The 25,448-nt window shown below is 53.3% G+C and carries 31 protein-coding genes and 1 pseudogene; 23 read left to right on the top strand and 9 right to left on the bottom strand.

Annotated elements, in window-relative coordinates:
* From ACQG0S_RS08565 to ACQG0S_RS08545, 5 genes are all read left to right on the top strand, one after another.
* On the top strand, positions 1-210 hold the full coding sequence (locus ACQG0S_RS08565) for a hypothetical protein (protein WP_063932246.1): 210 nt from the start codon (positions 1-3) through the stop codon (positions 208-210).
* Entirely contained in the window at positions 207-698 is a 492-nt protein-coding gene (locus ACQG0S_RS08560; protein ID WP_242664559.1) for a hypothetical protein, read from the top strand. The genes ACQG0S_RS08565 and ACQG0S_RS08560 overlap by 4 nt, the downstream gene beginning before the upstream one ends.
* Positions 699-733: 35 nt before the next feature.
* Positions 734-997: an excisionase gene (locus ACQG0S_RS08555; RefSeq protein WP_022650818.1), complete on the top strand. Its 264-nt coding sequence runs from the start codon at positions 734-736 to the stop codon at positions 995-997.
* Complete coding sequence (locus tag ACQG0S_RS08550; protein ID WP_086523917.1) at positions 972-2,114, top strand: phage integrase Arm DNA-binding domain-containing protein; 1,143 nt, start codon at positions 972-974, stop codon at positions 2,112-2,114. Before ACQG0S_RS08555 ends, ACQG0S_RS08550 begins: the two co-directional genes overlap by 26 nt.
* A gap of 219 nt (positions 2,115-2,333) precedes the next feature.
* Entirely contained in the window at positions 2,334-2,834 is a 501-nt protein-coding gene (locus ACQG0S_RS08545; protein ID WP_023299826.1) for a YbaK/prolyl-tRNA synthetase associated domain-containing protein, read from the top strand.
* Between the two features lie 20 nt (positions 2,835-2,854).
* On the opposite strand, the gene yoaI is transcribed toward ACQG0S_RS08545, so the two are convergent.
* The gene (yoaI, locus tag ACQG0S_RS08540) at positions 2,855-2,956 is read right to left on the bottom strand and encodes a small membrane protein YoaI (protein ID WP_017384693.1); all 102 of its coding nucleotides are present in this window, start codon (positions 2,954-2,956) and stop codon (positions 2,855-2,857) included.
* Between the two features lie 285 nt (positions 2,957-3,241).
* Here yoaI and ACQG0S_RS08535 point away from each other — a divergent pair, with 285 nt between their 5' ends.
* The 3 genes from ACQG0S_RS08535 (at position 3,242) to ACQG0S_RS08525 (ending at position 7,178) form a co-directional block, all read left to right on the top strand.
* Entirely contained in the window at positions 3,242-4,573 is a 1,332-nt protein-coding gene (locus ACQG0S_RS08535) for a glycoside-pentoside-hexuronide (GPH):cation symporter (protein WP_023299825.1), read from the top strand.
* Between the two features lie 15 nt (positions 4,574-4,588).
* Positions 4,589-6,625: a glycoside hydrolase family 31 protein gene (locus tag ACQG0S_RS08530; RefSeq protein WP_169441044.1), complete on the top strand. Its 2,037-nt coding sequence runs from the start codon at positions 4,589-4,591 to the stop codon at positions 6,623-6,625.
* 106 nt (positions 6,626-6,731) lie between these two features.
* Complete coding sequence (locus ACQG0S_RS08525; RefSeq protein WP_003857881.1) at positions 6,732-7,178, top strand: DUF441 domain-containing protein; 447 nt, start codon at positions 6,732-6,734, stop codon at positions 7,176-7,178.
* Here the strand turns inward: ACQG0S_RS08525 and ACQG0S_RS08520 are convergent.
* Positions 7,162-7,953 carry an AraC family transcriptional regulator gene (locus ACQG0S_RS08520; protein ID WP_023305889.1) on the bottom strand — a complete coding sequence of 264 codons (792 nt, stop codon included), beginning with the start codon at positions 7,951-7,953 and terminating at the stop codon, positions 7,162-7,164. The genes ACQG0S_RS08525 and ACQG0S_RS08520 overlap by 17 nt on opposite strands.
* Positions 7,954-8,052: 99 nt before the next feature.
* Between ACQG0S_RS08520 and ACQG0S_RS08515 the strand changes: the two genes are divergently transcribed.
* On the top strand, positions 8,053-9,240 hold the full coding sequence (locus tag ACQG0S_RS08515) for a CynX/NimT family MFS transporter (protein ID WP_023305888.1): 1,188 nt from the start codon (positions 8,053-8,055) through the stop codon (positions 9,238-9,240).
* Positions 9,241-9,272: 32 nt separating this feature from the next.
* On the opposite strand, the gene ACQG0S_RS08510 is transcribed toward ACQG0S_RS08515, so the two are convergent.
* Positions 9,273-9,980 (bottom strand): CTP synthase C-terminal region-related (seleno)protein, encoded by a 708-nt coding sequence (locus tag ACQG0S_RS08510; RefSeq protein ID WP_022647780.1) that lies wholly within the window; start codon positions 9,978-9,980, stop codon positions 9,273-9,275.
* A 150-nt stretch (positions 9,981-10,130) separates the two neighbouring features.
* On the opposite strand from ACQG0S_RS08510, the gene ACQG0S_RS08505 reads away from it, so the two are divergent.
* The gene (locus ACQG0S_RS08505) at positions 10,131-10,475 is read left to right on the top strand and encodes a DUF488 domain-containing protein (protein WP_022647779.1); all 345 of its coding nucleotides are present in this window, start codon (positions 10,131-10,133) and stop codon (positions 10,473-10,475) included.
* Here the strand turns inward: ACQG0S_RS08505 and ACQG0S_RS08500 are convergent, their stop codons facing one another.
* Together ACQG0S_RS08500 and ACQG0S_RS08495 are read right to left on the bottom strand one after the other, a co-directional pair.
* Positions 10,476-10,781 carry a hypothetical protein gene (locus ACQG0S_RS08500; protein ID WP_023299820.1) on the bottom strand — a complete coding sequence of 102 codons (306 nt, stop codon included), beginning with the start codon at positions 10,779-10,781 and terminating at the stop codon, positions 10,476-10,478. It abuts the gene before it with no gap.
* A gap of 80 nt (positions 10,782-10,861) precedes the next feature.
* Positions 10,862-11,116, bottom strand: coding sequence for a putative hemolysin (locus ACQG0S_RS08495; RefSeq protein WP_080465260.1), 255 nt, complete (start codon positions 11,114-11,116; stop codon positions 10,862-10,864).
* A gap of 232 nt (positions 11,117-11,348) precedes the next feature.
* On the opposite strand from ACQG0S_RS08495, the pseudogene ACQG0S_RS08490 reads away from it, so the two are divergent.
* The 3 genes and pseudogenes from ACQG0S_RS08490 to yoaJ all read left to right on the top strand — a co-directional run.
* Positions 11,349-12,437, top strand: a pseudogene (locus ACQG0S_RS08490) (sensor domain-containing diguanylate cyclase); the annotation flags it as partial.
* 53 nt (positions 12,438-12,490) lie between these two features.
* Positions 12,491-12,589 (top strand): YoaK family small membrane protein, encoded by a 99-nt coding sequence (locus ACQG0S_RS08485; protein WP_015570793.1) that lies wholly within the window; start codon positions 12,491-12,493, stop codon positions 12,587-12,589.
* Positions 12,590-12,664 carry a protein YoaJ gene (gene yoaJ / locus ACQG0S_RS08480; RefSeq protein WP_071785224.1) on the top strand — a complete coding sequence of 25 codons (75 nt, stop codon included), beginning with the start codon at positions 12,590-12,592 and terminating at the stop codon, positions 12,662-12,664.
* 52 nt (positions 12,665-12,716) lie between these two features.
* Here the strand turns inward: yoaJ and ACQG0S_RS08475 are convergent, their stop codons facing one another.
* Positions 12,717-12,965: a GlsB/YeaQ/YmgE family stress response membrane protein gene (locus tag ACQG0S_RS08475; protein ID WP_022647775.1), complete on the bottom strand. Its 249-nt coding sequence runs from the start codon at positions 12,963-12,965 to the stop codon at positions 12,717-12,719.
* Between the two features lie 370 nt (positions 12,966-13,335).
* On the opposite strand from ACQG0S_RS08475, the gene yncL reads away from it, so the two are divergent.
* The gene (gene yncL / locus ACQG0S_RS08470) at positions 13,336-13,428 is read left to right on the top strand and encodes a stress response membrane protein YncL (protein ID WP_071524166.1); all 93 of its coding nucleotides are present in this window, start codon (positions 13,336-13,338) and stop codon (positions 13,426-13,428) included.
* A gap of 123 nt (positions 13,429-13,551) precedes the next feature.
* A complete protein-coding gene (locus tag ACQG0S_RS08465) occupies positions 13,552-15,051 on the top strand; it encodes an EAL domain-containing protein (RefSeq protein ID WP_045621396.1) in 1,500 nt (499 codons plus the stop codon).
* Positions 15,052-15,055: 4 nt separating this feature from the next.
* Here ACQG0S_RS08465 and ACQG0S_RS08460 read toward each other — a convergent pair whose 3' ends face one another.
* Positions 15,056-15,301, bottom strand: coding sequence for a DUF2543 family protein (locus tag ACQG0S_RS08460; protein ID WP_022647773.1), 246 nt, complete (start codon positions 15,299-15,301; stop codon positions 15,056-15,058).
* 76 nt (positions 15,302-15,377) lie between these two features.
* The gene (gene icd, locus ACQG0S_RS08455) at positions 15,378-16,628 is read right to left on the bottom strand and encodes an NADP-dependent isocitrate dehydrogenase (protein WP_003857898.1); all 1,251 of its coding nucleotides are present in this window, start codon (positions 16,626-16,628) and stop codon (positions 15,378-15,380) included.
* 117 nt (positions 16,629-16,745) lie between these two features.
* Here icd and rluE point away from each other — a divergent pair, with 117 nt between their 5' ends.
* From rluE to purB, 5 genes are read left to right on the top strand one after another with little or no spacing between them, the layout of a single operon-like run.
* Positions 16,746-17,408, top strand: coding sequence for a 23S rRNA pseudouridine(2457) synthase RluE (gene rluE, locus ACQG0S_RS08450; RefSeq protein WP_022650805.1), 663 nt, complete (start codon positions 16,746-16,748; stop codon positions 17,406-17,408).
* Positions 17,408-17,881, top strand: a complete 474-nt coding sequence (locus ACQG0S_RS08445; RefSeq protein WP_045623090.1) for an NUDIX hydrolase — start codon at positions 17,408-17,410, stop codon at positions 17,879-17,881. Before rluE ends, ACQG0S_RS08445 begins: the two co-directional genes overlap by 1 nt.
* 40 nt (positions 17,882-17,921) lie before the next feature.
* Positions 17,922-19,034 (top strand): tRNA 2-thiouridine(34) synthase MnmA, encoded by a 1,113-nt coding sequence (gene mnmA / locus ACQG0S_RS08440; RefSeq protein WP_032103856.1) that lies wholly within the window; start codon positions 17,922-17,924, stop codon positions 19,032-19,034.
* Positions 19,035-19,061: 27 nt separating this feature from the next.
* A complete protein-coding gene (hflD, locus tag ACQG0S_RS08435) occupies positions 19,062-19,691 on the top strand; it encodes a high frequency lysogenization protein HflD (RefSeq protein ID WP_006809213.1) in 630 nt (209 codons plus the stop codon).
* 19 nt (positions 19,692-19,710) lie between these two features.
* Positions 19,711-21,081 carry an adenylosuccinate lyase gene (gene purB / locus ACQG0S_RS08430; RefSeq protein WP_023299813.1) on the top strand — a complete coding sequence of 457 codons (1,371 nt, stop codon included), beginning with the start codon at positions 19,711-19,713 and terminating at the stop codon, positions 21,079-21,081.
* A gap of 84 nt (positions 21,082-21,165) precedes the next feature.
* Here the strand turns inward: purB and ACQG0S_RS08425 are convergent, their stop codons facing one another.
* Positions 21,166-21,558, bottom strand: a complete 393-nt coding sequence (locus ACQG0S_RS08425) for a hypothetical protein (RefSeq protein ID WP_022647769.1) — start codon at positions 21,556-21,558, stop codon at positions 21,166-21,168.
* Between the two features lie 475 nt (positions 21,559-22,033).
* Here ACQG0S_RS08425 and phoP point away from each other — a divergent pair, with 475 nt between their 5' ends.
* The 3 genes from phoP to ACQG0S_RS08410 all read left to right on the top strand — a co-directional run bounded on the left by phoP (position 22,034) and on the right by ACQG0S_RS08410 (position 25,382).
* A complete protein-coding gene (gene phoP, locus ACQG0S_RS08420) occupies positions 22,034-22,705 on the top strand; it encodes a two-component system response regulator PhoP (protein ID WP_026094318.1) in 672 nt (223 codons plus the stop codon).
* Positions 22,706-24,169, top strand: a complete 1,464-nt coding sequence (phoQ, locus tag ACQG0S_RS08415; RefSeq protein ID WP_023299812.1) for a two-component system sensor histidine kinase PhoQ — start codon at positions 22,706-22,708, stop codon at positions 24,167-24,169.
* Positions 24,170-24,260: 91 nt separating this feature from the next.
* A complete protein-coding gene (locus tag ACQG0S_RS08410) occupies positions 24,261-25,382 on the top strand; it encodes a cupin domain-containing protein (RefSeq protein ID WP_048965701.1) in 1,122 nt (373 codons plus the stop codon).
* Positions 25,383-25,448 lie beyond the last annotated feature (66 nt).

The raw sequence follows: 25,448 nt of genomic DNA, 5'->3' as shown, positions 1-25,448 counted from the left end.
ATGCCCATAGCAGCCAACTACACCATGCATCTTTACTGCGACTGCAAGACCTGTACAGAAGAATCGTGGCACGGTCCAGAGTTTGGCGAGTACGTCGGTAACACGTGGTCAGAATGCGCGAAGGAGGCTCGTTCCCATGGATGGCGCATCAGCAAGGACCGAACCCGCGCTTTCGCACCACGCCATTATATTTCGAGGGCTAAACCATGAGCACACTTACCAAAGAATGGCTCCAGCAGACAATCGCGGAGCTTGAAGAAGAGCGCGATGCGACGCCAGGCGCAGTAAACGAAGATGTGGCCATGGCGCTTGCTGCGATGAAGTTAGCGCTGGCATCGCTCGAAGCGGAGGCTGTTGCTTTACGTGACGAACGCTCAGGTAGTGGAGGTATCAGCAAGAAGCCTGGCTTTAATGACCTACCGCATGGCACACCGTTATACGCCGCCCCGCCAGCGCCGGTAGCTCTTCCCGTCCAGCACTGGGAGGAACTGTGTCGTCAGAACCCCGACATGAGTATTGGTGATGCCATCATTCGAGCTGCTTGGTGGAACCACTGCGCCGCCATGCTTCAGGGGGGCGAACAAACAAACTACCGCGCTATCGTTGAGCGGATAGCTGAAATAATTCATGGCAAAGTGACTGATATCGATCTGCTTACGGTAACAGTTAAGAGCATGAAGGATAAATTGCAGAATTAAACACCGGGTGCAGCCGGTTAAGTGGAGAGAAACGCATGGGGCAGTTAGTAACACTTCATGAGTGGGCATCTGGTCCTAATGGATTCAAATATCCATTAAGCAACTCAGCATTAAACAAAATAGCAAAGACCAAACAGACTTATCCGCCAGCCTTAAAGCAAGGTCGACGCTGGGTTATAGATGAAGATGCTCGTTTTGTTGGCATGGTTGGCAGTGTTGATATTTCGTCATCATTATCAGACAAGGCCCGCCAGTTAGTGGAGAAAGCAATAAATGGCAGCTCGCCCCAGAAAACATAACGTCAAAATACCCAACCTTTACTGTAAGTTAGATAAGCGTACTTCAAAAATTTATTGGCAATATCGCCACCCTGTAACAGGTTCATTTATTGGATTCGGAACAGATGATGAAGCGGCAAATGCTGCTGCAATCGAGATGAACCGTATAACCGCAGAACAAGAAACTCAGCAATCTTATGCTCTGATTGATATGGCAATGAAGAGCTCAGGGAAAAAGGATCAAGGTATACGTGTTTCTGAGTGGATTAAAAAATACATCGAAATTCAGATGGAAAGGTTGCGTGACGGTGAGATAAAAAACCCTACTGTAAAATCCAGACGATTATGTTCTCAGATTCTCGCAGATAGAGTGCCAAACCTTCGCCTGAAGGATGTTGATACAAGACTCATTGCAAAAATTATTGATGAATATAAGGCAGAGGGAAAGCACAGAATGGGCCAACTGATAAGAAGCGTACTAAACGACGTGTTCAAAGAGGCGCAGCATGCTGGCGAGGTTGATCCTGGCTACAACCCAGCCTTAGCTGTAAAAAATCCAATAGCCAAAGTGAAACGAAGCAGACTTAGCATTGAACAATGGAAATTGATTTTTGAAAGCGCAGGCTCTTTGCCGCCTTGCGCTCAAAATTCTATGCTTTTGGCTTTAGTAACCGGGCAAAGGATAGGTGACATAGTCGAGATGAAGTTTAGTGACATTTGGGATAATCACCTTCATGTTACCCAAAATAAAACCGGAATGAAGTTAGCTATCCCCTTAAATTTAAGGTGCGATGCAATTGGGTTGACTCTGGCTGATGTTATTAGTAAGTGTCGCGATAGAGTAGTAAGCCCTTATCTGATCCACCATGTTAAGCATCACGCTTACGGTAAAGCGGGATCTCACGTTCCAGAAAAAACGATATCAAGATATTTTAAGGAGGCAAGAGATAAAGCAAATATCACCTGGCCTAAGGATTGCACTGCCCTTCCGCCGTTTCATGAACAGCGCTCGCTTTCATCAAGAACATACAAAGCTCAGGGTATAGATGTCAAAACTCTTTTAGGGCATAAAACCGAAGCAATGAGCGTAATGTATGGAGATGATCGTGGTCTAGAATGGAAAAAAGTTGTGATTTAAACAGGGAGTTTTGGGGAATTATTTTGGGGATGTTTTGGGGAAAGAGTTTTACTAATTAAATTCAGTCACTTAGATTTTAGCGAATTGCTCCAGAAACAGTCTTCCACCAGCAACGCATGAATCAACAGCCAGCGCTCCCGCTGGCTGTTTTCTTTCAGCCCTCTCCCTCCCGTGCTAATGTAGCAAGCTACGTATTGGCTAATCACAGGTGAAATCGTTATGTCTGATGACGTGACCGGGACGACAACCCATCAGCAGCTAATCAGCTTATTAACCGAGCAGGAGGCGCACTTTCGTGTGGTGGCGCATGAGGCCGTAGGGAAATGCGAAGCGGTCAGTGAAATTCGCGGGACCGATCTCCGCCAGGGAGCAAAAGCGCTGGTCTGTAAGGTAAAAGGCAACGGCGTTAAGAAACATATTCTGGCAATCCTCGCCGCCGATCGGCAGGCCGATCTGAGCCTGCTGGCCAGCCATTTCGGAGGGCTTAAGGCATCTCTCGCCAGTCCGGCCGAAGTGGATGCGCTTACCGGCTGCGTTTTCGGCGCCATTCCCCCCTTCAGCTTTCACCCGGATCTGACGCTGGTCGCCGATCCGCTGCTGTTTGAGCGCTTTGACGAGATCGCCTTTAACGCCGGTCTGCTGGAAAAATCGGTGATTATGGATACCCAGGACTATCTGCGTATCGCCCGTCCTGAACTGGTGTCGTTCCGTAAACAATAAATACAGAGGCTGGCTAACGGTCAGCCGTTTTCCAGCAGCAGCACGGAAGCAATCAAAATAATCGCGATGATAAAAAACGATGAGGAGATAATCAGCGTTTCGACAAACATAGGATCGTTCATGATGCCCTCTGCCTTGCCCATTTCCTTTTTTTTTACTCCCGCATAATGACAGTTAAATGACAATGACGCGTCCGCGAAATGACAATTTTTCGCTGAAACGATTCGCTGTTAACTCCCCTCCCCCGTATAAAGTCACTGTTTAAATACTTTATTTGTTACCGGTATCACGAAAAGAAATTTACGTAACCCCGATGCCAGATCTCGCAATTGTTAACCTTTTCATGATGGTTAACCTTGTTTACGGAGCACCTCATAAATAAACCTTACACTGGCAAGGTGAATACAATGACCGAGATAATTACCCGTAAAGAAAAAATCAGTTATGGGTTAGGCGATATGGCGAGCCATATTGGGCTGGATAACGTCATTATTTTTCTGACGTTTTACTATACGGACGTGGTGGGGTTACCTGCCGCATTCGTGGGCACTATGTTTCTTCTGGCGAGAACCGCCGATGCCATAATTGATCCGGCGATGGGCTATATCGCAGACAGGACGCATACCCGCTGGGGAAAATTCCGCCCCTGGATGCTGTGGCTGGCGCTGCCCTTTGGCGCAAGCTGTCTGCTGACCTACGCCGTGCCGGCGTCGCTCGACCTGCACGGTAAAATGATTTTCGCCACCGTCAGCTATACCCTGATGATGCTGATGTATACCGCAATCAATATTCCCTATTGCTCCATGGGCGCGGTAATTACGCCCGACAACGATGCGCGAATTTCCCTTCAGTCTTATCGCTTTTTCCTTGCCACGCTGGGTGGCGCGTTGTCGACATTCTTTATGATGCCGCTGGCAGAGTTTTTAGGCGGCGACGATAAATTACTGGGCTACCGCTGGGCGATGGCCATTATGGCGACCGTCGCGGTCATCATGTTCTGGATCTGCTTCGCCAATACGCGTGAACGTATTAAGGCTCCCGCCACCCACAATAATTATCTTGCGGAACTACGGGATTTATTACGAAACGACCAATGGCGCGTTGTCGCCGTCCTGGTATTAACCAATATTGGTTTTGGCGTTATTCGCCTTGGCGCAATGATGTATTTCGTCACTTATTATCTCGGTAGCGCAAGCTATTTTATGTGGATGCTCGGCGCGCATATTCTCGGGAAAGCCGCAGGCAGCGCGCTGGCCAAACGTCTGACGCAGAACGTCAGCAAAGTGCAGATGTTTGGATATTGTTCCGTACTGGCGGGGGTACTCAGCATCGCCCTGTTCTTTGCGCCTAAGTCGGTGCTTATTCTGGTGCCCATGACGTTTATCGTCTCCACCCTTTACCAGGCCACCACCACGCTAATGTGGGTGATGATGGCGGATGTCGCCGATTACGGCGAATGGAAACAGGGCAAACGCATGGACGGCGTGATCTTCTCCACCTTCCTCGCCGTACTCAAGCTGGGGATGGCGATCAGCGGCGCGATTGTTGGCTGGACGCTGGGCTTAAGCGGCTATGTTGCCAATGCCCCGGAACAAACTACCACGGCCATGTACTGCATCATCGCCCTCTTCACCGTCGTACCTGGCATCTTGTCGCTCTGCGCGTTTGCCACGCTGCGCTGGTACAAGCTCGACGACAGCACAATGCAATCCATCCATCTCGCCAAACACCCTGTTTAGAAGGACGCATTATCCATGAGTGAGCTGATTCAACATTCCAACTGTATCGAATGGCGTTTTGAACGCCAGATCCTGCGCATCGAACCCTGGGGAGAAAACAGTCTTCGCGTCAGGGCCACCTGCTCCCCGGCATTTGATGACGCCTTACAGGCACTGTTACCCGCCACCCCTTGCCAGGCCGAGATTGTCGCCGAAGCGGAAAGCCTGACGCTGCGCAACGGCAATATTACCGCGACCCTGAACCTTAAAGGTCAGCTGGCCTTCTACAATCAGCGCGGCGAACTGCTGCTGGAGGAGATGTGGCGCCAGCGTTCAACGGTGGGTATCGGTGCCAGCGAGAAGAGTCAGGATAAATATGTCAGCGCTCTGAAGCTGGATAGCCGCGAATTTAAACCGCTGAAGGGCGGCAAATATCAGCTCACCGTCCGGTTTGAATCGCGTCCGGATGAACGCATCTATGGCATGGGTCAGTATCAACAGCCGTGGCTGGATCTGAAAGGCTGTACGCTGGAGCTGGCTCAGCGCAACTCCCAGGCCAGCGTGCCCTTTATGCAGTCCAGCCTTGGCTATGGCCTGCTGTGGAACAACCCGGCGATTGGTGAAGCCAGCTTTGCAAAAAATCAGACGGAATGGCGCGCCCGCGTCACAGGAGAGATGGACTACTGGATCACCGCCGCTGACACGGTGGCGGATATCACCCGCCAGTATGTGAAAGCCACCGGTACTCCGCCCCCCGCCCCGGCGTATATCAGCGGGCTGTGGCAGTGCAAATTGCGATACCGCACCCAGCAGGAGGTGCTGGAGGTTGCGCGGGAGTATCGCCGCCGTAATCTGCCGCTGTCGGTGATGGTCATCGACTTTTTCCACTGGCCGAATCAGGGCACCTGGTGCTTCGACCCCGTAGACTGGCCCGATCCTGAAGGCATGGTCGACGAGCTGCGCGAAATGGGTATTGCGCTGATGGTGTCGGTGTGGCCAACGGTAGAGGCGCGCAGCCCCCTCTACCCGCTGATGAAAGCCAAAGGCTGGCTGGTCAGCAGTGAGCGCGGCGTGCAGGTCAACCTCGATTTTATGGGCAATACCACCTTCTTTGATGCGACCCATCCAGAGGCGCGGAAATTCGTCTGGGATACGGTGAAGAAAAATTACTACGACATGGGCATTAAGCTGTTCTGGCTGGACGAAGCTGAGCCGGAATATCGCGCCTATGATTTTGACAACTATCGCTACCACGCCGGTCCGGTACTGGAAGTGGGCAATCGCTACCCGCGTGACTTTGCGCAGGGCTTTTACGATGGGCTCCAGGCAAACGGCGAAACCGACATTGTTAACCTGGTACGCTGCGCCTGGGCAGGCAGCCAGCGATTCGGCGTGCTGGCGTGGTCGGGTGATGTCCACTCCTCGTTCCATGCTTTTCGCAATCAACTCGCCGCAGGACTGAATATGGGGCTGGCGGGGATCCCATGGTGGACGACCGATATCGGCGGCTTCCAGGGAGGGAACGTTAACGACCCGGCATTCCATGAATTGCTGATCCGTTGGTTCCAGTGGGCGGTGTTTACACCGGTACTGCGCATGCACGGCTATCGCGAACCGCAGATCCAACCTCCGGAGCGCTACCGTGACGGTATTCCTCAGTGTAACAGCGGTTCGCCTAATGAGCTGTGGAGTTACGGAGAAGAGAATTACGCCATCATGCAGCACTGGCTTACCGTGCGCGAAACCCTGCGCCCATATATTGACGCGCTGTACCAGCAGGCGCATCTGCACGGAGACCCGCTCATGCGTCCGCTGTTCTGGCACTATCCGAAGGATGAGCAGAGCTGGGCGTGTGAAGATCAGTATCTGTTTGGTGAAGATCTTCTGGTGGCGCCGGTTATGCAGGCCGGTCAGCGTGAGCGCGATGTCTGGCTGCCGACGGGCAATAGCTGGATCGCCCTCAACGGTGAGCGCTACGCCGGTGGGGAGCATATCCGGGTGCCTGCGGCGCTGGAAACCATCCCGGTGTTTATCCGCGAAGGGAGTCCGCTTATCCAGCAACTGGTGGACTGACGTCAGGCAAGTGCCCAAAAATAGACAATTTTTTCAGTAAAGCCTGCCTGCCGTCGCGTTTGCGCGTAAAGTAAGCAGGCTTACTATTTTTGGCAAGGATCCCGTCATGTTCGACCCTACACTACTCATACTTCTGGCCCTGGCTGCTCTGGGTTTTGTCAGCCACAATACCACCGTCGCGATTTCCATTCTGGTCCTGATCATCGTTCGCGTCACACCGTTGAACACCTTCTTCCCGTGGATAGAAAAACAGGGGCTTACCATCGGGATCATTATTTTGACCATCGGTGTGATGGCCCCGATTGCCAGCGGAACGCTACCGGCCTCAACGCTGCTGCACTCCTTTGTGAACTGGAAATCGCTGGTGGCGATTGCAGTGGGCGTTTTTGTCTCATGGCTTGGCGGGCGCGGCGTGACGCTGATGAGCAGCCAGCCTTCTCTGGTGGCCGGGCTGCTGGTGGGCACCGTGTTAGGCGTGGCGCTGTTTCGTGGCGTGCCGGTTGGCCCGCTGATTGCTGCCGGACTGGTTTCGCTGTTTATCGGGAAGTCGTAGTCAGGCTGGCGATATAGCGGGCGGGCGTCTGTCCCAGTCCTTTCTTGAACATGGTGATAAAGGCGGTGGTGGAGTCATACCCCAGCGCCTGCGCCGCCTGCTGGACCGACTTTCCGCCGATCAAAAACTGCAATGCGACAATCAGCTGGAGCTGGTGTCGCCAGCGGCGAAAGCTTAAGCCGGTCTCTTTCACCACCAGTCGCGCCAGATTGCGCTCGCTCATGGCAAAGTGGCTGGCCCACTGCGCCAGCGTCTGCCAGGCGGCAGGTTCGTTTGCCATGGTCTCACTCATCAGACGAATTTTCGGATGCGGAGATACCGGCAGCTGGAGATGCTCCTGCGGTTGCAGGGGCAGTTCATCAAACAGGACGTCAACCAGCCTTCCGGTAGCGGGAAGAGGCAGTTCCTCCTGTGACCTGTCCGCGAGCGCCAGCACCAGCTCCCGCACCAGGGGCGATATTTTCAACGTACAGGTACGCGTCGGTAATTCGAGCGCACCGGGTTCAATAAACAGCAGGCAGAGCTGCGCGCCGGGCGTCGCCTTGTTGCTGTGCGGCGTTTGACCCGGGATCCACACCGCATACTGGGGCGGTACCATCAGCATCGCGTTCTCTACTTCACAGGTGATCGCTCCTCCCAGCGCCATAATCAGCTGCCCTTTGCGGTGCTGATGCAGCGGAATGTACTGTTCTTGTGCCACCACGCGGATGCGAAAGGCCACCGCCGCGTCGTGCTGGCTATCGGGATCGTAGCCGTCGAGTCCCAGTCCATACATAAAGTTGTCCGATATTAGCGATAAACTGTCATTTTAGCCTGATTTCAACCACGACTTAAATCGGTATGGTATGCGCTCGCCTGAACGTAAGAGACAATAATGACTACTGCTATTCAACCTTCCGGGAAACAGGGCGCGCTGCTGGTTGCAGGCATCCTGATGATCGCCACGACGCTGCGCGTCACCTTTACCGGGGTCGCCCCCCTGCTCGACACCATCCGACAGGACTATGGCTTAAGCACGGCGCAAACCGGCCTGCTCACAACGCTGCCTCTGCTGGCCTTCGCCTTTATCTCTCCCCTTGCCGCAGGCGTCGCCCGGCGACTGGGCATGGAGCGCAGCCTTTTTATCGCTCTGCTGCTGATTTGCATCGGAATTGGCGTACGTTCGCTGCCGTCGGCCTCGCTGCTGTTTATCGGTACGGCGATCGTGGGCTGTGGGATTGCGCTGGGCAATGTCCTGTTACCCGGATTAATCAAACGTGATTTTCCGGGCCAGGTCGCAAAACTGACGGGGGCTTATTCGCTGACGATGGGGGCCGCCGCTGCCGCAGGGTCTGCGCTGATCGTCCCGCTGTCGCTGGGGAGTGGTGGCTGGCACGGGGCGCTGTTGATGCTGATGTTCTTCCCGCTGGTGGCGCTGCTGCTGTGGTTACCGCAATGGCGCCAGAGGCCGGCCGCCACCCTGACCGGCGCGGGCGCGTTGCACAATCGGGCAATCTGGCGCTCCGCACTCGCCTGGCAGGTGACGCTTTTTCTGGGCATTAACTCGCTGATTTACTACGTCATTATCGGCTGGTTACCCGCGATTTTACTTAGCCACGGCTACAGCGAAACGCAGGCTGGCTCCATGCACGGGCTTCTCCAGCTGGCAACCGCTGTTCCCGGTCTCGCCATTCCGCTGATCCTGCACCGTCTTAACGATCAGCGTGGCATAGCCGGGCTTGTCGCTCTGATGTGCGCCGTCAGTGCGGCCGGGTTCTGGTTCGCGCCGGGGCTGGCCGTCGTCTGGACGTTGGTGTTTGGCTTTGGATCCGGCGCCACCATGATCCTCGGCCTGACGTTTATCGGACTGCGCGCCAGCTCGGCCCATCAGGCCGCCGCGCTCTCCGGCATGGCACAGTCGATTGGCTATCTGCTGGCGGCCTGTGGCCCACCGCTGATGGGGAAAATTCACGATACCGCCGGAGACTGGCGCATTCCGCTGCTGGCCTGCGCGCTGGCTGCGGTAGTGATGGCCCTGTGCGGCATGCTGGCCGGGCGTGACCGGGAGATCACACCCCGCTGACATTCAAGGCAGACCTGACGGTCTGCTTTTTTTTATCCCTGCGCCGCCCGCAGCATGGCCTGTACCAGCACCACCGGGCGCCCTTGAAGCGCAGCCCGCTCATGCTGGAACAGGGTGATGACAAAGAAAGGATGGGTCAGCAGCTCTGCCGCGCGGATCTCGCCCTGCTCGTCCCAGCCCGTTACGCGCATGTCGCCCCGCTCAAGCTGGCTGGCAAACTCAGACGAGACGCCGTAATTGCAGTGATAACCTTCCTGAATTTCCGGCTTGCCGTACGCTTTGGCAATCAGCGTGTTGTTCCGCAGCTCAATCGCGTCGGTTTTTTCCACCAGCGAGCAGGCCAGCGGCGCAATCACCATCCTCCCCTCGGTATCGGTTTCGGCATGGCCTGCATCGTGCCAGCCCAGCACATTACGGGCATACTCAATCAGCGCATGCTGGAACCCGCCGCAGGTGCCGAGAAAAGGGATGCTGTTTTCACGCGCGTAACGCGCCGCAATAAACGCCGCCTCGGTGTTTTTATACGGGCTTGCCGGTACCAGCCAGATGGCATCGTACCCGACCAGGTCTTCGGGGTTGGTCAGCTCAGGCGTGGCGAGCCAGTCATAATCAGCGGTGAGATCCAGAACCGCAGCGGCGTCGTCAATCGCCAGCGGGATCGCCTGGTGCGCAATAACATCGGGATTGTAATCACCAACCAGCGCAATGCGCAGCGTCGTTTTAACCGGGGAGAGTTCCATGAGAGATTCCTTATGCCGGAGGATTTTCAGATAACATAAGGAACCTCAGACTACCGATCTTTTGCAATTATCACAATACCTTAAATTGGGTGGTTAAACGCCGGGTGCTATAGTGTTCTTGCCGAACGTCGCACGGTAGGAGGAAAACGGATGATTCAATGTAAGCGCGTCTATGAACAGGCAACGTCAGACGATGGTTACCGGGTGCTGGTAGACAGACTCTGGCCGCGAGGGATAAAAAAGACCGACCTCGCCTGTGATGAGTGGTGTAAAGCGCTAACGCCGTCCAGCGAACTGCGGAAAGCCTTTCACAGTGAAACGATCGATTTCACCGCGTTCAGTGAAGCCTATCGTAAAGAGCTGGCGCAGCAGCAGGATGAAGGCAAACGCCTGGCGGCCCTCGCCCGACAGCAGACCGTGACGCTTCTCTATGGGGCGAAAAATACGGAGCAGAATCACGCGCGTGTACTGGCGGACTGGCTGCGTGAACTGTGATTAACCGATTGCCAGCTCATCCACGTTGTGTGGCATCTCGTCGGGAGTAAGCGGCATCAAATGTTCCGGGCGAACAAACGCAAAACCGTGCTGATTATCAAAGGCGTAAACATCACCGGTGACCAGCCACAGCGCACGCGCTGATGTATCAGGTAAATGCGTCATGACGCCGTTAACCGGGTTCACAAAACGCTGACCCGGCTGACAAAGGCCAAACAGCTCCACGGATTTACCGATATTTCGACGGCCCGCCGTCGTACGCGCACCCACAATTATCGCCATGCTGCCCGGTTTTAACTGAAACATACTTCTTCTCGCAAACGTACCGCCAGAAACTGGCTAAGAATAATCCTAAAGAGAAGTGTATCGCAGTTTTATTGCCGTTGTCATCTGGTCGGTTGCGGATGATCGCGGCGGTAGAGATCCCATTCATCAATCACTTCCCCGCCTGGCAATTTGCACTTGGTACGTACACCCTGCGGGCTTTGAACAGGGATTTGCTCTCCCCCTTTCTCCAGACAGTACACTGACGCCGGATTTGCCATACCAATAGCGTGCGGCGGTTGAGGCGCATCAGGAGGGGTGGTCTTTGTTGAGCATGCGGCCAGCGGTAAAACCAGCGCCAGGAGAAGATATTTCATTATCATGATCCTTCAGGGTGTTGAAAACGTCAGAGTAACGGGTCATCGCCGTTTTCTCCATGATTTCTCCATTAAACCTGCACGATTCATCCCTATAGTGGTGTCTGTTCTCACTCTGACCAGAGAACATCATTCCGTAATCAAGATGTTTTGCCCCGATCTCAACATCGGGGCTTTTTTTTAGCCTCTCCTTCATCCGCTTTCAGAAGAATCTATAAAATTAATCCAGTTCATGTTTTACTATGACCGGAGTCTATATTTTCAGCATAACATGCAGATACAGAGGTCTTCTGCATGGGAGTCAACCTGCCTCATGTCAGATATCATTCTTGCCCGTGTTTCAGAAACCCTCTCCACCGAGCAATCTCTCGACAGTCTGGTGCGTCAGCTACTGGAAATGCTGGAAATTGTGACGGATATGGAATCAACCTACCTGACCAAAATCGATATCAACGCGCGTTTGCAGCACATTTTATATGCCCGTAACAGCAAGCAAATGCAGATCCCGGAAGGGTTCAGCGTGCCCTGGGACGAAACGCTCTGTAAGCGCGCCATGGATAGCGACACCTTGTTCAGTAACGAGGTGCCCGACCGCTGGCCGGAGTGTGAAGCGGCAAAAGCACTGGGTATTACAACCTATATGAGCGTGCCGGTTCACCTGGCTGACGGTTCTCTGTACGGCACGCTTTGCGCTGCCAGCACCGCACAGAAACAGTTCAGCGAGCGTGGCGAGCAGGTGATCAGGCTCTTTGCCGGGTTAATTGGTCAGTACATTCAGAAAGAGTCGCTTGTGCTTCAGCTTCGTGAAGCAAATGCGGCGCTCATTGCCCACTCTTACACCGACGCCCTTACCGGCCTGCCGAATCGTCGCGCCATTTTTGAAAACCTTACCACCCTGTTCTCACTGGCGCGCCATCTTAACCGCAACGTCATGATTGCCTTTATTGATAGCGAATCAATGATCAGTACGGTCATGAAGCGGGCGATCGGTTCCTCGTTCAGGTCGGCAATCGACTGACTCACCAGCAAACGCAGGACGAAATTATCGGCCGGCTCGGCGGCGATGAATTTCTGGTTGCCAGCCTGAGTCACAGCGATGATGGCGACGCCAGCACAGAGGTCAACGCTATCAAAACCCGCCTCAACGGCCGTATCGCGGGTGAATATGGGTTAGGTAATGTCACTATTCTCTATCCCGGTGCAAGCTATGGCGTCGTTATTGTTGATCCTCACTGCACAGATGAAGATAGTGCCCTGCGCACCGCAGACCTCGCGATGTATCAGGATAAAAAAGGAAAAAACAAAACAGGCTTTGTCGCGTTAGATTAAAACCGTACACTCTACGGCCTTATACAAACTCAAACAGGTGATGGCATGAGAATAGGGATCCTCTTTCCGGTGGTTATTTTTATCACGGCAGTAGTGTTTTTAGGCTGGTTTTTCCTTGGCGGTTACGCCGCGCCGGGGGCATAAATGAGAAAAACGACCCTCATCATGCTGATTGTCGCCATCGTGGCCGTCGCCGGTACGCAGTTAGGCTGGTGGTAACGCCCAAAGTAAAAAGGCCGCCCTCAGGCAGCCTTTTTAACACAGGTCAGATTTAGCTTTTGATTTTTCTGTAGATAAACAGAACAACCAGCGCGCCAATCACCGCGACGACAAAGCTGCCGAAGTTGAAGCCATCAACTCTGCCAAAGCCGAACAGGGTACTGATCCAGCCACCGACGACTGCACCCACAATCCCCAGAACGATCGTGACGATGAAACCGCCGCCATCTTTGCCCGGCATAATCCACTTCGCCAGGATCCCCGCAATCAGCCCAAAGATAATCCAGGATAAAATTCCCATAGCTTTCCTCTCTGTATGGTTTTTGTCATTAAATCAACGACACAGAAAAGGATAGCACAGGATCTGAGAAAGGAAATTTGTGATAAGAATCACACGGTTCGTTTGAGTAAAATCTGAGCAATAAAAATTGCCGTTCCACACTCATCGTGGGGTTGCATCTTTTACTGAGAAAGATTATCTTTCTCATTACTGAATAGTTGAGCAAATCACTCAGGTATTCAGTACGACATTGCTCACATTGCTTCCAGTATTTCTTGCCCACTTTTTAGTGGGCTTTTTTTTGCCTCACCCCACCAAAATCTGGCGTTTTTTCCCAGGAGGTGAACCGCTATTCTCTGTGGCTACTGAACAGCAAAGTGAATCTGATAACATGAACGTATCGAGCAAGTTCGTCATCTGCCTTAATCTTGTTTCTGCCAGTACGCTACTGTTACTGCTCTCAACACGGTTTGAGTGGTTCTGAGATGTAATGAGTCGGCATGGTGGCTTTCCTTTCAATTACGTGCGGGCTCAACGCGCATACTTGTAGCTTTAATGACCTGTGTTAAGATCCCTGCACCTCAGGACGTGGCGGGACAGCAGGAAAATGAACAAGGCCATTGCCGTTGCTATCATCTCAACCTTTATGGTCGTCCTGTCGCTGTATGCGGTTAACGCCATTATCGTTGAGCAGCAAAAGGACCGGCAGAGGGAGATCTCCCACACGCTCTTACGCTATTCCGAAGACTTGACGCAAAATATCGCCAGTACGCTTAAAAATACCTCCGCGAAGGGATGCGATAACGCCAGCCTGAACGTCTACCGTAATTTAAAGATGCAGAGTCTCTATTTCGCCGATGTGGGGTTTATTGAAAATGGGAAAATCACCTGCACCGCATTTTGGGGCAAGCTGGCAAATCCCATCGCTCTTCCCTCTGAGCTTCACAACACCCTGAACGGATTCAGTCTGGCGCAATTTTCACAGAAAGATTTTTTTGTAGGCAATGCGACAATTTATAACCATCTTATTATCTTCACATCACGTTCAGCCTACGATAAATTCTCTCCGGTCACCGCCAACTATTCACTTCGTTCTACCACGAAAGATTTCGACCGAACCTTTTTTACCGTTACGTCACCTACAGAAAACCTTAGCCGCTTGTCGTCACTGTTATTCACACAGACCGTGACGCAGTGCAGCACGCGCTGGGATTTGTGCGTTACCGTCACCCACCACAATGCCGGACTGGCATCGCTCTCCCGCGTAGTGATGGTGCTCCTGTGCTTGTTTTTATACTTTATCTGGGTATCCCTGACGCTGTTTTCTCTTCGACTTTATGAAGACCGACGTTCTCTGGAACGAACGCTGGTCAAGGCGGTGATAGCGAATACTATCAGCGTTCATTTTCAGCCCATAATTCGGGTTGCTGATAAGAAAATCGTCGGGGTTGAAGTCTTATCAAGATGGCAGGATAACAATCACAAAGAGGTTTCTCCTGAGCTGTTTATCCCGTTAATTAAAAAAATTGGTCTGTATAACGTTTATTATCAGAACATGATAAAGAAATCCCTGGCGGAAATTGCCGGGCTGGCGGCCGAACATCAGTTAATGATTTCACTGAACGTTGGCCGGACGGAAATTGAAGACGGCAAATTTCTGGCGGTATTACGTCATGCATGCTTAGAGAACGCTATTCCCTTATCGTTAATCAAAGTTGAGTTATCCGAGAATGGCGTTTCCACCTCGGCCATCCTTGAAGGGTTTTGTGAGGATCTTAAATCGGCAGGCGTCAAAATTTCAATAGACGATTTTGGCGTGCAAAACTCTAATCTGGCAAGGCTGTCCAATCTCAAATATGACGAAATCAAAGTGGATAAGTCGTTAGTGGATGGCATCAACGAGCATTATAAACAGGATATCCTGGTGATCTTTAGCGACGCGCTCGCTAAACTGCACAAAACCCTGGTGTTTGAGGGAGTCGAAAGCGAAACGCAATATCAGTTCATCGCGCAGAGATACCCCGATGCCCTCGTGCAAGGCTGGTACTTTTCAAAATCACTAACCCGGCACGACCTCGCCAGCCTGCTGGCTTACTCAGCGCGATGAAGCGTTATTCATTGCCCCATTGATTCAGGAAGTTCGCAATATCGTCAATGCGCGCTTCATCTATCTCCGCCTGGACAGCCATCTCCCGCTGCGCCTCTTCACTGATTTCCTCATTGTTGTATAAGCGAGTGAGCAGCAGCTGAAAATAGTGTGCCAGTGGCGTACGCTCCGCCTCTTCTGGCGGTTTTGCCGTTTCAGTCGCATACTCGTCGACGATGTCATAATACTTGAGCGGGATATCATGGGTCATAGCGTTGTTTTCCGTCTTGTGTGCATAAAAAACGGGAACCCTCAGGCTCCCGTTGTCATTTAACCCAGCGAGTGGATTACATGTTCGCGATAATCGCGTCGCCAAACTCTGAGCATTTCAGCAGTTTAGCGCCTTCCATCAGACGTTCAAAGTCATAGGTGACGGTTTTCGCGTTAATCGCGCCTTCCATACCCTTAACAATCAGGTCTGCGGCTTCGAACCATTCCATATGACGCAGCATCATCTCTGCGGACAGAATGATAGAGCCTGGGTTGACTTTGTCCTGGCCTGCATATTTCGGTGCAGTACCGTGAGTTGCTTCAAACAGGGCGCACTCGTCACCGATGTTCGCGCCCGGGGCGATACCGATACCACCCACCTGTGCTGCCAGCGCATCGGAGATGTAGTCACCGTTCAGGTTCATACAGGCGATCACGTCATATTCAGCAGGACGCAGCAGGATCTGTTGCAGGAACGCATCGGCGATCACATCTTTAATGATGATCTCTTTACCGGTGTTCGGGTTTTTAATTTTCTGCCATGGGCCGCCGTCGATCAGTTCACCGCCGAACTCTTCGGTCGCCAGCTGGTAGCCCCAGTCTTTGAACGCACCTTCGGTGAACTTCATGATATTGCCTTTGTGAACCAGGGTCACAGAGTCACGATCGTTGGTGATAGCGTATTCGATGGCGGCACGCACCAGACGCTTGGTCCCTTCTTCGGAGCACGGCTTGATGCCTATGCCGCAATGCTCAGGGAAGCGAATTTTCTTCACGCCCATCTCTTCGCGCAGGAATTTAATCACTTTTTCTGCATCAGCAGAATCCGCTTTCCATTCGATACCGGCGTAGATGTCTTCAGAGTTTTCACGGAAGATGACCATGTCGGTCAGTTCCGGGTGCTTAACCGGGCTTGGAGTGCCCTGGTAGTAACGCACCGGACGCAGACACACATACAGATCCAGTTCCTGACGCAGCGCCACGTTCAGGGAGCGAATGCCGCCGCCAACTGGCGTGGTCAGAGGGCCTTTGATAGCAACGCGATAGTCGCGGATCAGGTCCAGCGTTTCGGCTGGCAGCCAGACGTCCTGGCCATAAACTTGAGTCGATTTTTCACCGGTGTAAATTTCCATCCAGGAAATTTTACGCTCGCCTTTGTAGGCTTTCTCAACAGCGGCATCAACCACTTTCAGCATTGCCGGGGTAACGTCTACACCGATACCGTCACCTTCGATGAACGGGATAATCGGGTTGTGAGGAACGTTAATCTTGCCGTTTTGCAGGGTGATCTTTTTACCTTCCGCCGGAACAACTACTTTGCTTTCCATTAACCTCTCCTTCGAGCGCTTCTGGTTGTTACTGATCTTATGTTAATAAATTGTAATGAGCCTTCCGATAGTACCTGATTGTCCGACGCCATGAAAGGTCTTCGTTATTAGGCTATAATGCGGCAATTGATAACGCCTGAAAATACCATGACGAAAACTTCTTTTAGAAAACACCGGGTTGAGCGATTCAGCTCACGACAAGCCACCAGAAGAACGCCAGAACCCCAGCCAACGCGGGTCATACTGTTCAATAAACCCTACGATGTATTGCCGCAGTTTACCGACGAGGCCGGGCGCAGCACGCTGAAGGATTTTATCCCCGTTCAGGGGGTCTACGCGGCCGGGCGTCTGGATCGCGACAGCGAGGGGCTGCTGGTGCTTACCAATGACGGCGTGCTCCAGGCCAGGCTTACTCAGCCGGGCAAACGTACCGGAAAAATTTACTATGTGCAGGTTGAAGGCGAGCCGGACGACGCGTCGCTGGCAAAGCTGCGCAACGGCGTAACGCTGAACGATGGTCCTACCCTGCCAGCTGGTATTGAGCGCGTGAATGAACCCGAGTGGCTGTGGCCGCGCAACCCGCCGATTCGTGAGCGCAAATCGATTCCCACCAGCTGGCTTAAAATCACCCTTTATGAAGGCCGCAACCGACAGGTCAGGCGCATGACTGCGCATGTGGGCTTCCCTACCCTGCGACTCATTCGCTACGCCATGGGCAGCTACACGCTGGACTCGCTGGCTAACGGGGAATGGCGGGATGTTACCCCTAAGGAGAACTGATGTTTAAACCCCATGTTACGGTCGCCTGCGTGGTCCACGCGCAGGGGAAATTCCTGGTGGTGGAAGAGACCATCAACGGCAAAGCGCTTTGGAATCAGCCAGCCGGGCATCTTGAAGCCAACGAAACCTTATTGCAGGCAGCGAAACGCGAGCTCTGGGAAGAGACGGGTATCCGCGCCGAACCGCAGCACTTTATCCGTATGCATCAGTGGATAGCGCCTGACCAGACACCTTTCCTGCGCTTTTTATTCGCCGTTGAGCTTAACGAAACGTGCGCCACTGAACCGCACGACGACGATATCGATCGCTGCCTGTGGGTGACCGCAGACGAGATCCTGAACGCGCCAAACCTGCGCTCGCCGCTGGTTGCGGAAAGCATCCGCTGCTGGCAGTCTGCGGCTCGCCTGCCGCTGGATGTCATTGCAGAATTTAACTGGCCGTTTACAGAGGGTGTCAATGGTGGGGGGGCGTGATAGAATATGCCGCCTTGAAGTTCAATGTCGTGAGTATTCCATGTCAGATAACAGCCAGAAAAAAGTGATCGTCGGCATGTCCGGCGGTGTCGATTCCTCCGTTTCCGCCTACCTGTTGCAGCAACAGGGCTATAAGGTGGAGGGCCTGTTCATGAAGAACTGGGAGGAAGACGATGGCGAGGAATACTGCACTGCCGCTGCGGATCTCGCCGATGCGCAGGCCGTGTGCGATAAGCTCGGCATCGAACTGCACACCGTTAACTTTGCCGCAGAATACTGGGACAACGTTTTTGAACTCTTCCTCGAAGAGTACAAAGCGGGCCGCACGCCAAACCCGGATATCCTGTGTAACAAAGAGATCAAATTCAAAGCCTTCCTGGAATTCGCCGCGGAAGATCTGGGCGCAGACTACATTGCGACCGGCCACTACGTGCGTCGCGCGGATGTGAATGGTAAAAGCCAGCTGCTGCGCGGTCTGGATGGCAATAAAGATCAGAGCTACTTCCTCTACACGCTGAGCCATGAACAGATTGCCCAAAGTCTGTTCCCGGTCGGCGAGCTGGAAAAGCCGGAAGTGCGTAAGATTGCTGAAGATTTGGATCTGATCACCGCGAAGAAAAAAGACTCCACCGGTATCTGTTTTATCGGCGAGCGTAAATTCCGCGAGTTCCTGGGGCGCTACCTGCCTGCACAGCCGGGCAAAATCGTCACCGTTGACGGTGATGAGATTGGTCAGCACCAGGGGCTGATGTACCACACTCTCGGCCAGCGTAAAGGTCTGGGTATCGGCGGCACCAAAGAGGGCAGCGAAGATCCGTGGTACGTGGTCGACAAAGATGTCGAAAACAATATTTTGGTGGTGGCTCAGGGTCACGACCATCCGCGCCTGATGTCCGTTGGACTTATCGCGCAACAGCTGCACTGGGTCGATCGCGAGCCGCTGAAAGGCACGCTGCGCTGCACCGTGAAAACGCGCTACCGCCAGACGGACATACCTTGCACCGTCACCGCACTGGATGACGATCGCATTGACGTGCGTTTCGACGAACCGGTTTCCGCCGTTACCCCTGGCCAGTCAGCTGTTTTCTACAGCGGCGAAATTTGCCTCGGCGGTGGGATCATTGAACAGCGCCTGCCGCTGCCTGCTGTTTAAACCGTTTGCACACATAAAGGAGACCGTGTGGCGAAGAACTATTACGACATCACCCTGGCGCTGGCGGGAATTTGCCAGTCAGCCCGTCTGGTGCAACAGCTGGCGCATCAGGGTCATTGCGACGCTGATGCCCTGCACGTTTCACTCAACAGCGTTATCGATCTTAACCCAGGCTCCACGCTGGGCGTCTTTGGCGGCAGTGAAACCAATCTTCGTCTCGGTCTTGAAACCCTGCTCGGCGTGCTCAACGCCAGTAACCGTCAGGGGTTGAATGCGGAACTGACCCGCTACACCTTAAGCCTGATGGTGCTGGAACGTAAGCTGAACGCGGCGAAAGGCGCAATGAATACCCTGGGCGATCGCATCGCCGGGCTACAGCGCCAGCTCGACCACTTTGACCTCCAGTCTGAGACCCTGCTGAGCGCGATGGCCGGTATCTACGTCGACGTAATTAGCCCGCTCGGCCCGCGTATTCAGGTCACCGGTTCGCCTGCCGTATTGCAAAGCCCACAGGTACAGGCGAAGGTACGCGCTTCGCTGCTGGCAGGCATCCGTGCCGCCGTGCTGTGGCAACAGGTCGGCGGTGGCCGCCTACAGCTCATGTTTTCTCGTCATCGCCTGACGACTCAGGCAAAACAAATTCTTGCTCATTGTTAACCTCCCGGAGTTGCGAATTATGGAATTATCCTCACTGACCGCCGTATCCCCTGTCGATGGACGCTACGGCGATAAAGTCAGCGCGCTGCGCGGGATCTTCAGCGAATATGGCCTGCTGAAGTTCCGTGTTCAGGTTGAAGTGCGCTGGCTGCAAAAGCTGGCCGCCCAGACAGCAATCAAGGAAGTTCCTGCTTTTGACGCAAAGGCAAACGATTACCTTGATAAAATCGTTGCTGAGTTCAGCGAAGAAGATGCCGCGCGTATTAAAACCATCGAACGCACCACCAACCACGACGTGAAAGCGGTTGAATACTTCCTGAAAGAGAAAGTGGCAAGCGTCCCTGCCCTGCTCGCGGTATCTGAATTTATTCACTTCGCCTGTACCTCTGAAGATATTAACAACCTGTCTCACGCGCTGATGCTCTCTACCGCACGCAAAGAGGTGGTACTCCCTTACTGGCGTAAAATCATCGATGCGGTGAAAGCGCTGTCCGTGGAGTACCGCGATATTCCGCTGTTGTCCCGTACTCATGGCCAGCCAGCAACCCCATCCACCATGGGTAAAGAGATGGCGAACGTGGCGTACCGCATGGAACGCCAGTATCGTCAGCTGGAGCAGGTTGAGATCCTCGGCAAAATCAACGGCGCGGTGGGTAACTACAACGCCCACATTGCGGCGTACCCGGAAGTGGACTGGCACCAGTTCAGTGAAGAGTTCGTGACGTCTCTGGGGATCCAGTGGAACCCGTACACCACCCAGATTGAGCCGCACGACTACATCGCCGAGCTGTTTGACTGCATTGCGCGTTTCAACACCATCCTGATCGACTTCGATCGTGACGTCTGGGGCTACATCGCCCTGAACCACTTCAAGCAGAAGACCATCGCCGGGGAAATCGGTTCGTCCACCATGCCGCACAAAGTGAACCCAATCGACTTCGAAAACTCCGAAGGTAACCTGGGCCTGGCGAATGCCGTGTTGCAGCATATGGCGAGTAAGCTGCCGGTCTCCCGCTGGCAGCGCGACCTGACTGACTCCACGGTGCTGCGTAACCTGGGCGTGGGTATTGGCTACGCGCTGATCGCCTACCAGTCCACCCTGAAGGGTGTGAGCAAGCTGGAGGTGAACCGCGACCGTCTGCTGGACGAGCTGGATCACAACTGGGAAGTGCTGGCGGAGCCGATTCAGACCGTGATGCGTCGTTATGGCATCGAAAAACCGTACGAGAAACTCAAAGAGCTGACCCGCGGTAAACGCGTTGATGCTGAGGGTATGAAACAGTTTATCGATGGTCTGGCGCTGCCCGAAGAAGAAAAAGCGCGCCTGAAAGAGATGACCCCGGCAAACTATATTGGCCGCGCCATTACTATGGTTGACGAGCTGAAGTAATCACCCTCCCCCTTTCCACCCGGAAAGGGGGCTGCTTTTCATCATCGTATCGACGTTCACACCCCGTTACAGGCTCTGCCGGGATTACAACCTGTTGTCAGGCTGGTTGTTATTTTTCGCCGTGGAATAACTTTCCGGAATATATCGTTTTAAGCCGAACGGGCACAGCCTGAACTGGCACGGGGTCTCAACCGTGCATGGACGATCCATCTCCTGCCGGTTACCTGGACACGCGTTTTTCTGTTTGAACCCCATCCAGCCTATTGATGTATAGGGCATTGCCTGCGCTATCCATACCCTACGCCGCCGATCGTTAATCAGGATACCCTGGTTTGAGGTGGTGATGATTTCACCGGCACGAACGTAATAATCCCCTTTTAGCCAAAGGATATAATTCAGGCCATATTGTGTTTCAACTTTGCAAAAGATGGTTCCACTTTCCGGGCTCGCAATAGTCTCAACAACCTTCCATTCCATAGAATCCTCTTTACTCGCTATATTGCTGTTTTGTTGTGTAAAAATGCTGATTTTCTGGCACATCTTATGCAAATCTAATTTCGCACCATAAAATAAGCGTAGACAAAGACAGCCATAGTGAGAACATCCTTACAAAAAAAAGGGCAATCTTTACAAAACTGGCGTGCCCGTTCTGTCAAAAAAGCGACTCGCCTTCAACCGTTCATAAACGGATGGATGTTTTATCCGGATTGCGAAAGCGTGCGAAAACAAGTCAGTTTATATTACCCGCGTCTTCTGGGGACGTATAAGGCTTATGTGAGGTGGGTGGGCGATATGAAACAGGATCAGGTCAACATACTTAATAATCAGATGCCTGGGGTATTACCACCTGTCTTCGGAAGCATGAAAAAAATCATTTAATTTCATAACGCTGGTGTCAACCTGGATAATCAGCGTTAAACTATTCATACCATTTATAAAGGGAGAAATGATGATGCGCGTACTGGTTGTTGAGGATAACGCATTGCTACGTCATCACCTGAAAGTTCAACTTCAGGAGATGGGTCATCAGGTGGACGATGCTGAAGACGCAAAAGAGGCCGATTATTATCTCAATGAACACCTGCCGGACATCGCCATTGTCGATTTAGGGCTGCCGGATGAAGACGGATTATCTCTTATCCGCCGCTGGCGTAGCCATGACGTTTCCCTGCCGGTACTGGTGCTGACTGCTCGCGAAGGCTGGCAGGACAAGGTTGAAGTGTTGAGCGCAGGCGCAGATGACTACGTGACCAAACCCTTCCATATTGAAGAAGTCGCCGCGCGTATGCAGGCGCTGCTGCGCCGCAACAGCGGGCTGGCGTCACAGGTGATCTCTCTGCCGCCGTTCCAGGTGGATCTCTCCCGCCGCGAATTTTCAATAAATGATGAAGTAATCAAGCTGACCGCATTCGAATACACCATCATGGAAACGCTGATCCGTAACAACGGTAAAGTGGTGAGCAAAGATTCCCTGATGCTTCAGCTTTATCCGGATGCCGAACTGCGCGAAAGCCACACCATTGACGTGCTGATGGGCCGCCTGCGCAAAAAAATTCAGGCACAGTACCCGCACGACGTGATTACCACCGTGCGTGGTCAGGGCTACCTGTTCGAATTACGCTAAATGAAAGGGATTTTGCGCCACATTTTACCCCTTTCACTGCGGGTTCGCTTTCTGCTGGCAACCGCCGCCGTCGTGCTCGTGCTGTCCCTCTCTTACGGAATGGTGGCGTTGGTCGGGTACAGCGTAAGCTTCGATAAAACCACCTTCCGCCTGCTTCGCGGCGAAAGTAATCTGTTCTATACCCTGGCGAAATGGGAGAACAACCAAATCACCGTCGAGATGCCGGAAAACCTGAACCAGCAGAGCCCAACGCTGGCACTCATTTACGATGAAAAAGGAAAATTGCTGTGGGCGCAGCGCGACGTCCCCTGGCTGAAAAAGCGCATCCGTCCGGAATGGCTTAAAACCAATGGTTTTCACGAAATAGAAGCCGACCTCAACTCTACCAGCATCCTGCTGCGTGACGATCGGGCGTTACAGAACAAGCTCAATGAGATCCGCGCTGAAGATGACGACACGGAGATGACCCACTCGGTGGCCATCAACCTGTATCCCGCCACTCTGAACATGCCGCAGCTGACCATTGTAGTGATCGATACCATACCGGTTGAGCTAAAACGTTCGTATATGGTCTGGAACTGGTTCGTGTACGTTCTGGCTGCCAACCTGCTGCTGGTGATCCCTCTCCTGTGGGTTGCTGCGTGGTGGAGCCTCCGCCCGATTGAATCCCTTGCCAAAGAGGTGCGCGAGCTGGAGGAACATCACCGCGAGAAGCTTAACCCTGAAACTACGCGCGAACTGACCAGCCTGGTGCGCAACCTCAACCGCCTGCTGAAAAGCGAACGTGAACGTTACGACAAGTATCGCACGACGCTCACCGATCTTACGCACAGCCTGAAAACCCCGCTGGCAGTGATGCAAAGTACACTGCGTTCAATGCGCAGTTCGAAAATGAGCGTGGATGACGCCGAGCCGGTAATGCTGGAGCAAATCAGCCGTATTTCACAGCAGATTGGTTATTACCTGCACCGCGCGAGCATGCGTTCCGGAAGCGCCTTATTGAGCCGTGAACTGCACCCGGTAGCCCCGCTGCTGGATAACCTCACCTCTGCGCTGAACAAGGTTTACCAGCGTAAAGGGGTAAACATCAGTCTGGATATCTCACCGGAAATAAGCTTTGTTGGCGAGAAGAATGACTTTATGGAAGTGATGGGAAATCTGCTCGATAACGCCTGCAAATATTGTCTGGAGTTTGTCGAGGTGTCCGCGCGCGTAACGGATAACGAACTGCATATTATCGTTGAGGATGATGGTCCTGGCATTCCCCATAATAAACGCGAAGTGGTATTCGATCGCGGTCAGCGCGCCGATACGCTGCGCCCGGGCCAGGGTGTCGGATTATCCGTCGCCCGGGAAATTGTCGATCAGTACGAGGGCAAGATTGAAACCGGCGAAAGTCTGCTGGGCGGTGCCCGTATGGAAGTCATTTTTGGCCGCCAACAGCCCGGATTGAACGATAGTTAACCCGAAATGTGAAAAATACGCGGATCTCGCAGCCAGGGGTCGGTGCTTCCGTTATAATCCGTCTCAGTAAGAGCCTGCGGAATACAAAAATATGGATTATCAATTAACGCTTAACTGGCCCGAATTTATTGAACGTTACTGGCAAAAACGCCCGGTCGTTCTTAAACGCGGGATCAGCAATTTTATCGACCCTATTTCTCCTGACGAACTCGCTGGTCTGGCGATGGAAAACGAGGTAGACAGCCGTCTGGTGAGCCATCAGGACGGGAAATGGCAGGTAAGCCACGGTCCCTTTGAAAGCTACGATCACCTGGGCGAAAGCAACTGGTCTTTACTGGTGCAGGCGGTCAACAACTGGCACGAACCCACCGCAGCCTTGATGCGTCCCTTCCGCGCCCTCCCAGACTGGCGAATGGACGATCTGATGATCTCCTTCTCTGTTCCCGGTGGCGGCGTGGGTCCGCATCTTGATCAGTACGACGTGTTTATCATTCAGGGTACCGGTCGCCGTCGCTGGCGAGTGGGCGAAAAAGTGCCAATGAAGCAGCACTGCCCGCACCCGGATCTGCTTCAGGTTGATCCGTTTGAAGGGATCATTGATGAAGAGCTGGAGCCAGGCGACATTCTGTATATCCCGCCAGGCTTCCCGCATGAAGGTTATTCCCTGGAAAACTCGCTAAACTATTCGGTTGGTTTCCGCGCGCCAAGCGGCCGCGAGATGATCAGCGGATTTGCTGACTATGTTTTACAGCGCGAGCTGGGCAGCTATCGTTACAGCGATCCGGATGTTCCGGCGCGTGAGCACCCGGCCGATATTCTGCCAGAGGAGCTGGATAAGCTGCGCGGTATGATGCTGGATCTGATCAACGAACCGGAGCACTTCAGACAGTGGTTTGGCGAGTTTATCAGCCAGTCGCGTCACGAACTGGACGTCGCACCGCCAGAGCCGCCGTATCAGGCAGATGAAATTTATGATGCCCTCCAGCAGGGCGATAAGCTGGTTCGTCTGGGCGGATTACGTGTATTGCGCATTGGCGAAGAGGTATTCGTCAACGGCGAGCGCCTGGACTCTCCACACCGTCCGGCACTGGAAGCGATTGCCAGCCATATGGTGCTGTCTGCGGATACCTTTGGCGACGCGCTGGACGATCCCTCCTTCCTCGCCATGCTGGCCGCGCTGGTTAACAGCGGGTACTGGTTTTTTGAGGACTGAGTCATGATGTTTGCCGGGTGGCGGCTACGCCTTACCCGGCCTACAAAAGCCGTTCCCGTAGGCCCG

Origin of the sequence: Enterobacter cloacae complex sp. 418I7 (assembly GCF_050030705.1) — a bacterium.
Classification (GTDB): Bacteria; Pseudomonadota; Gammaproteobacteria; order Enterobacterales; family Enterobacteriaceae; genus Enterobacter; species Enterobacter intestinihominis.
This window is presented reverse-complemented; position numbering and strand designations above follow the sequence as displayed.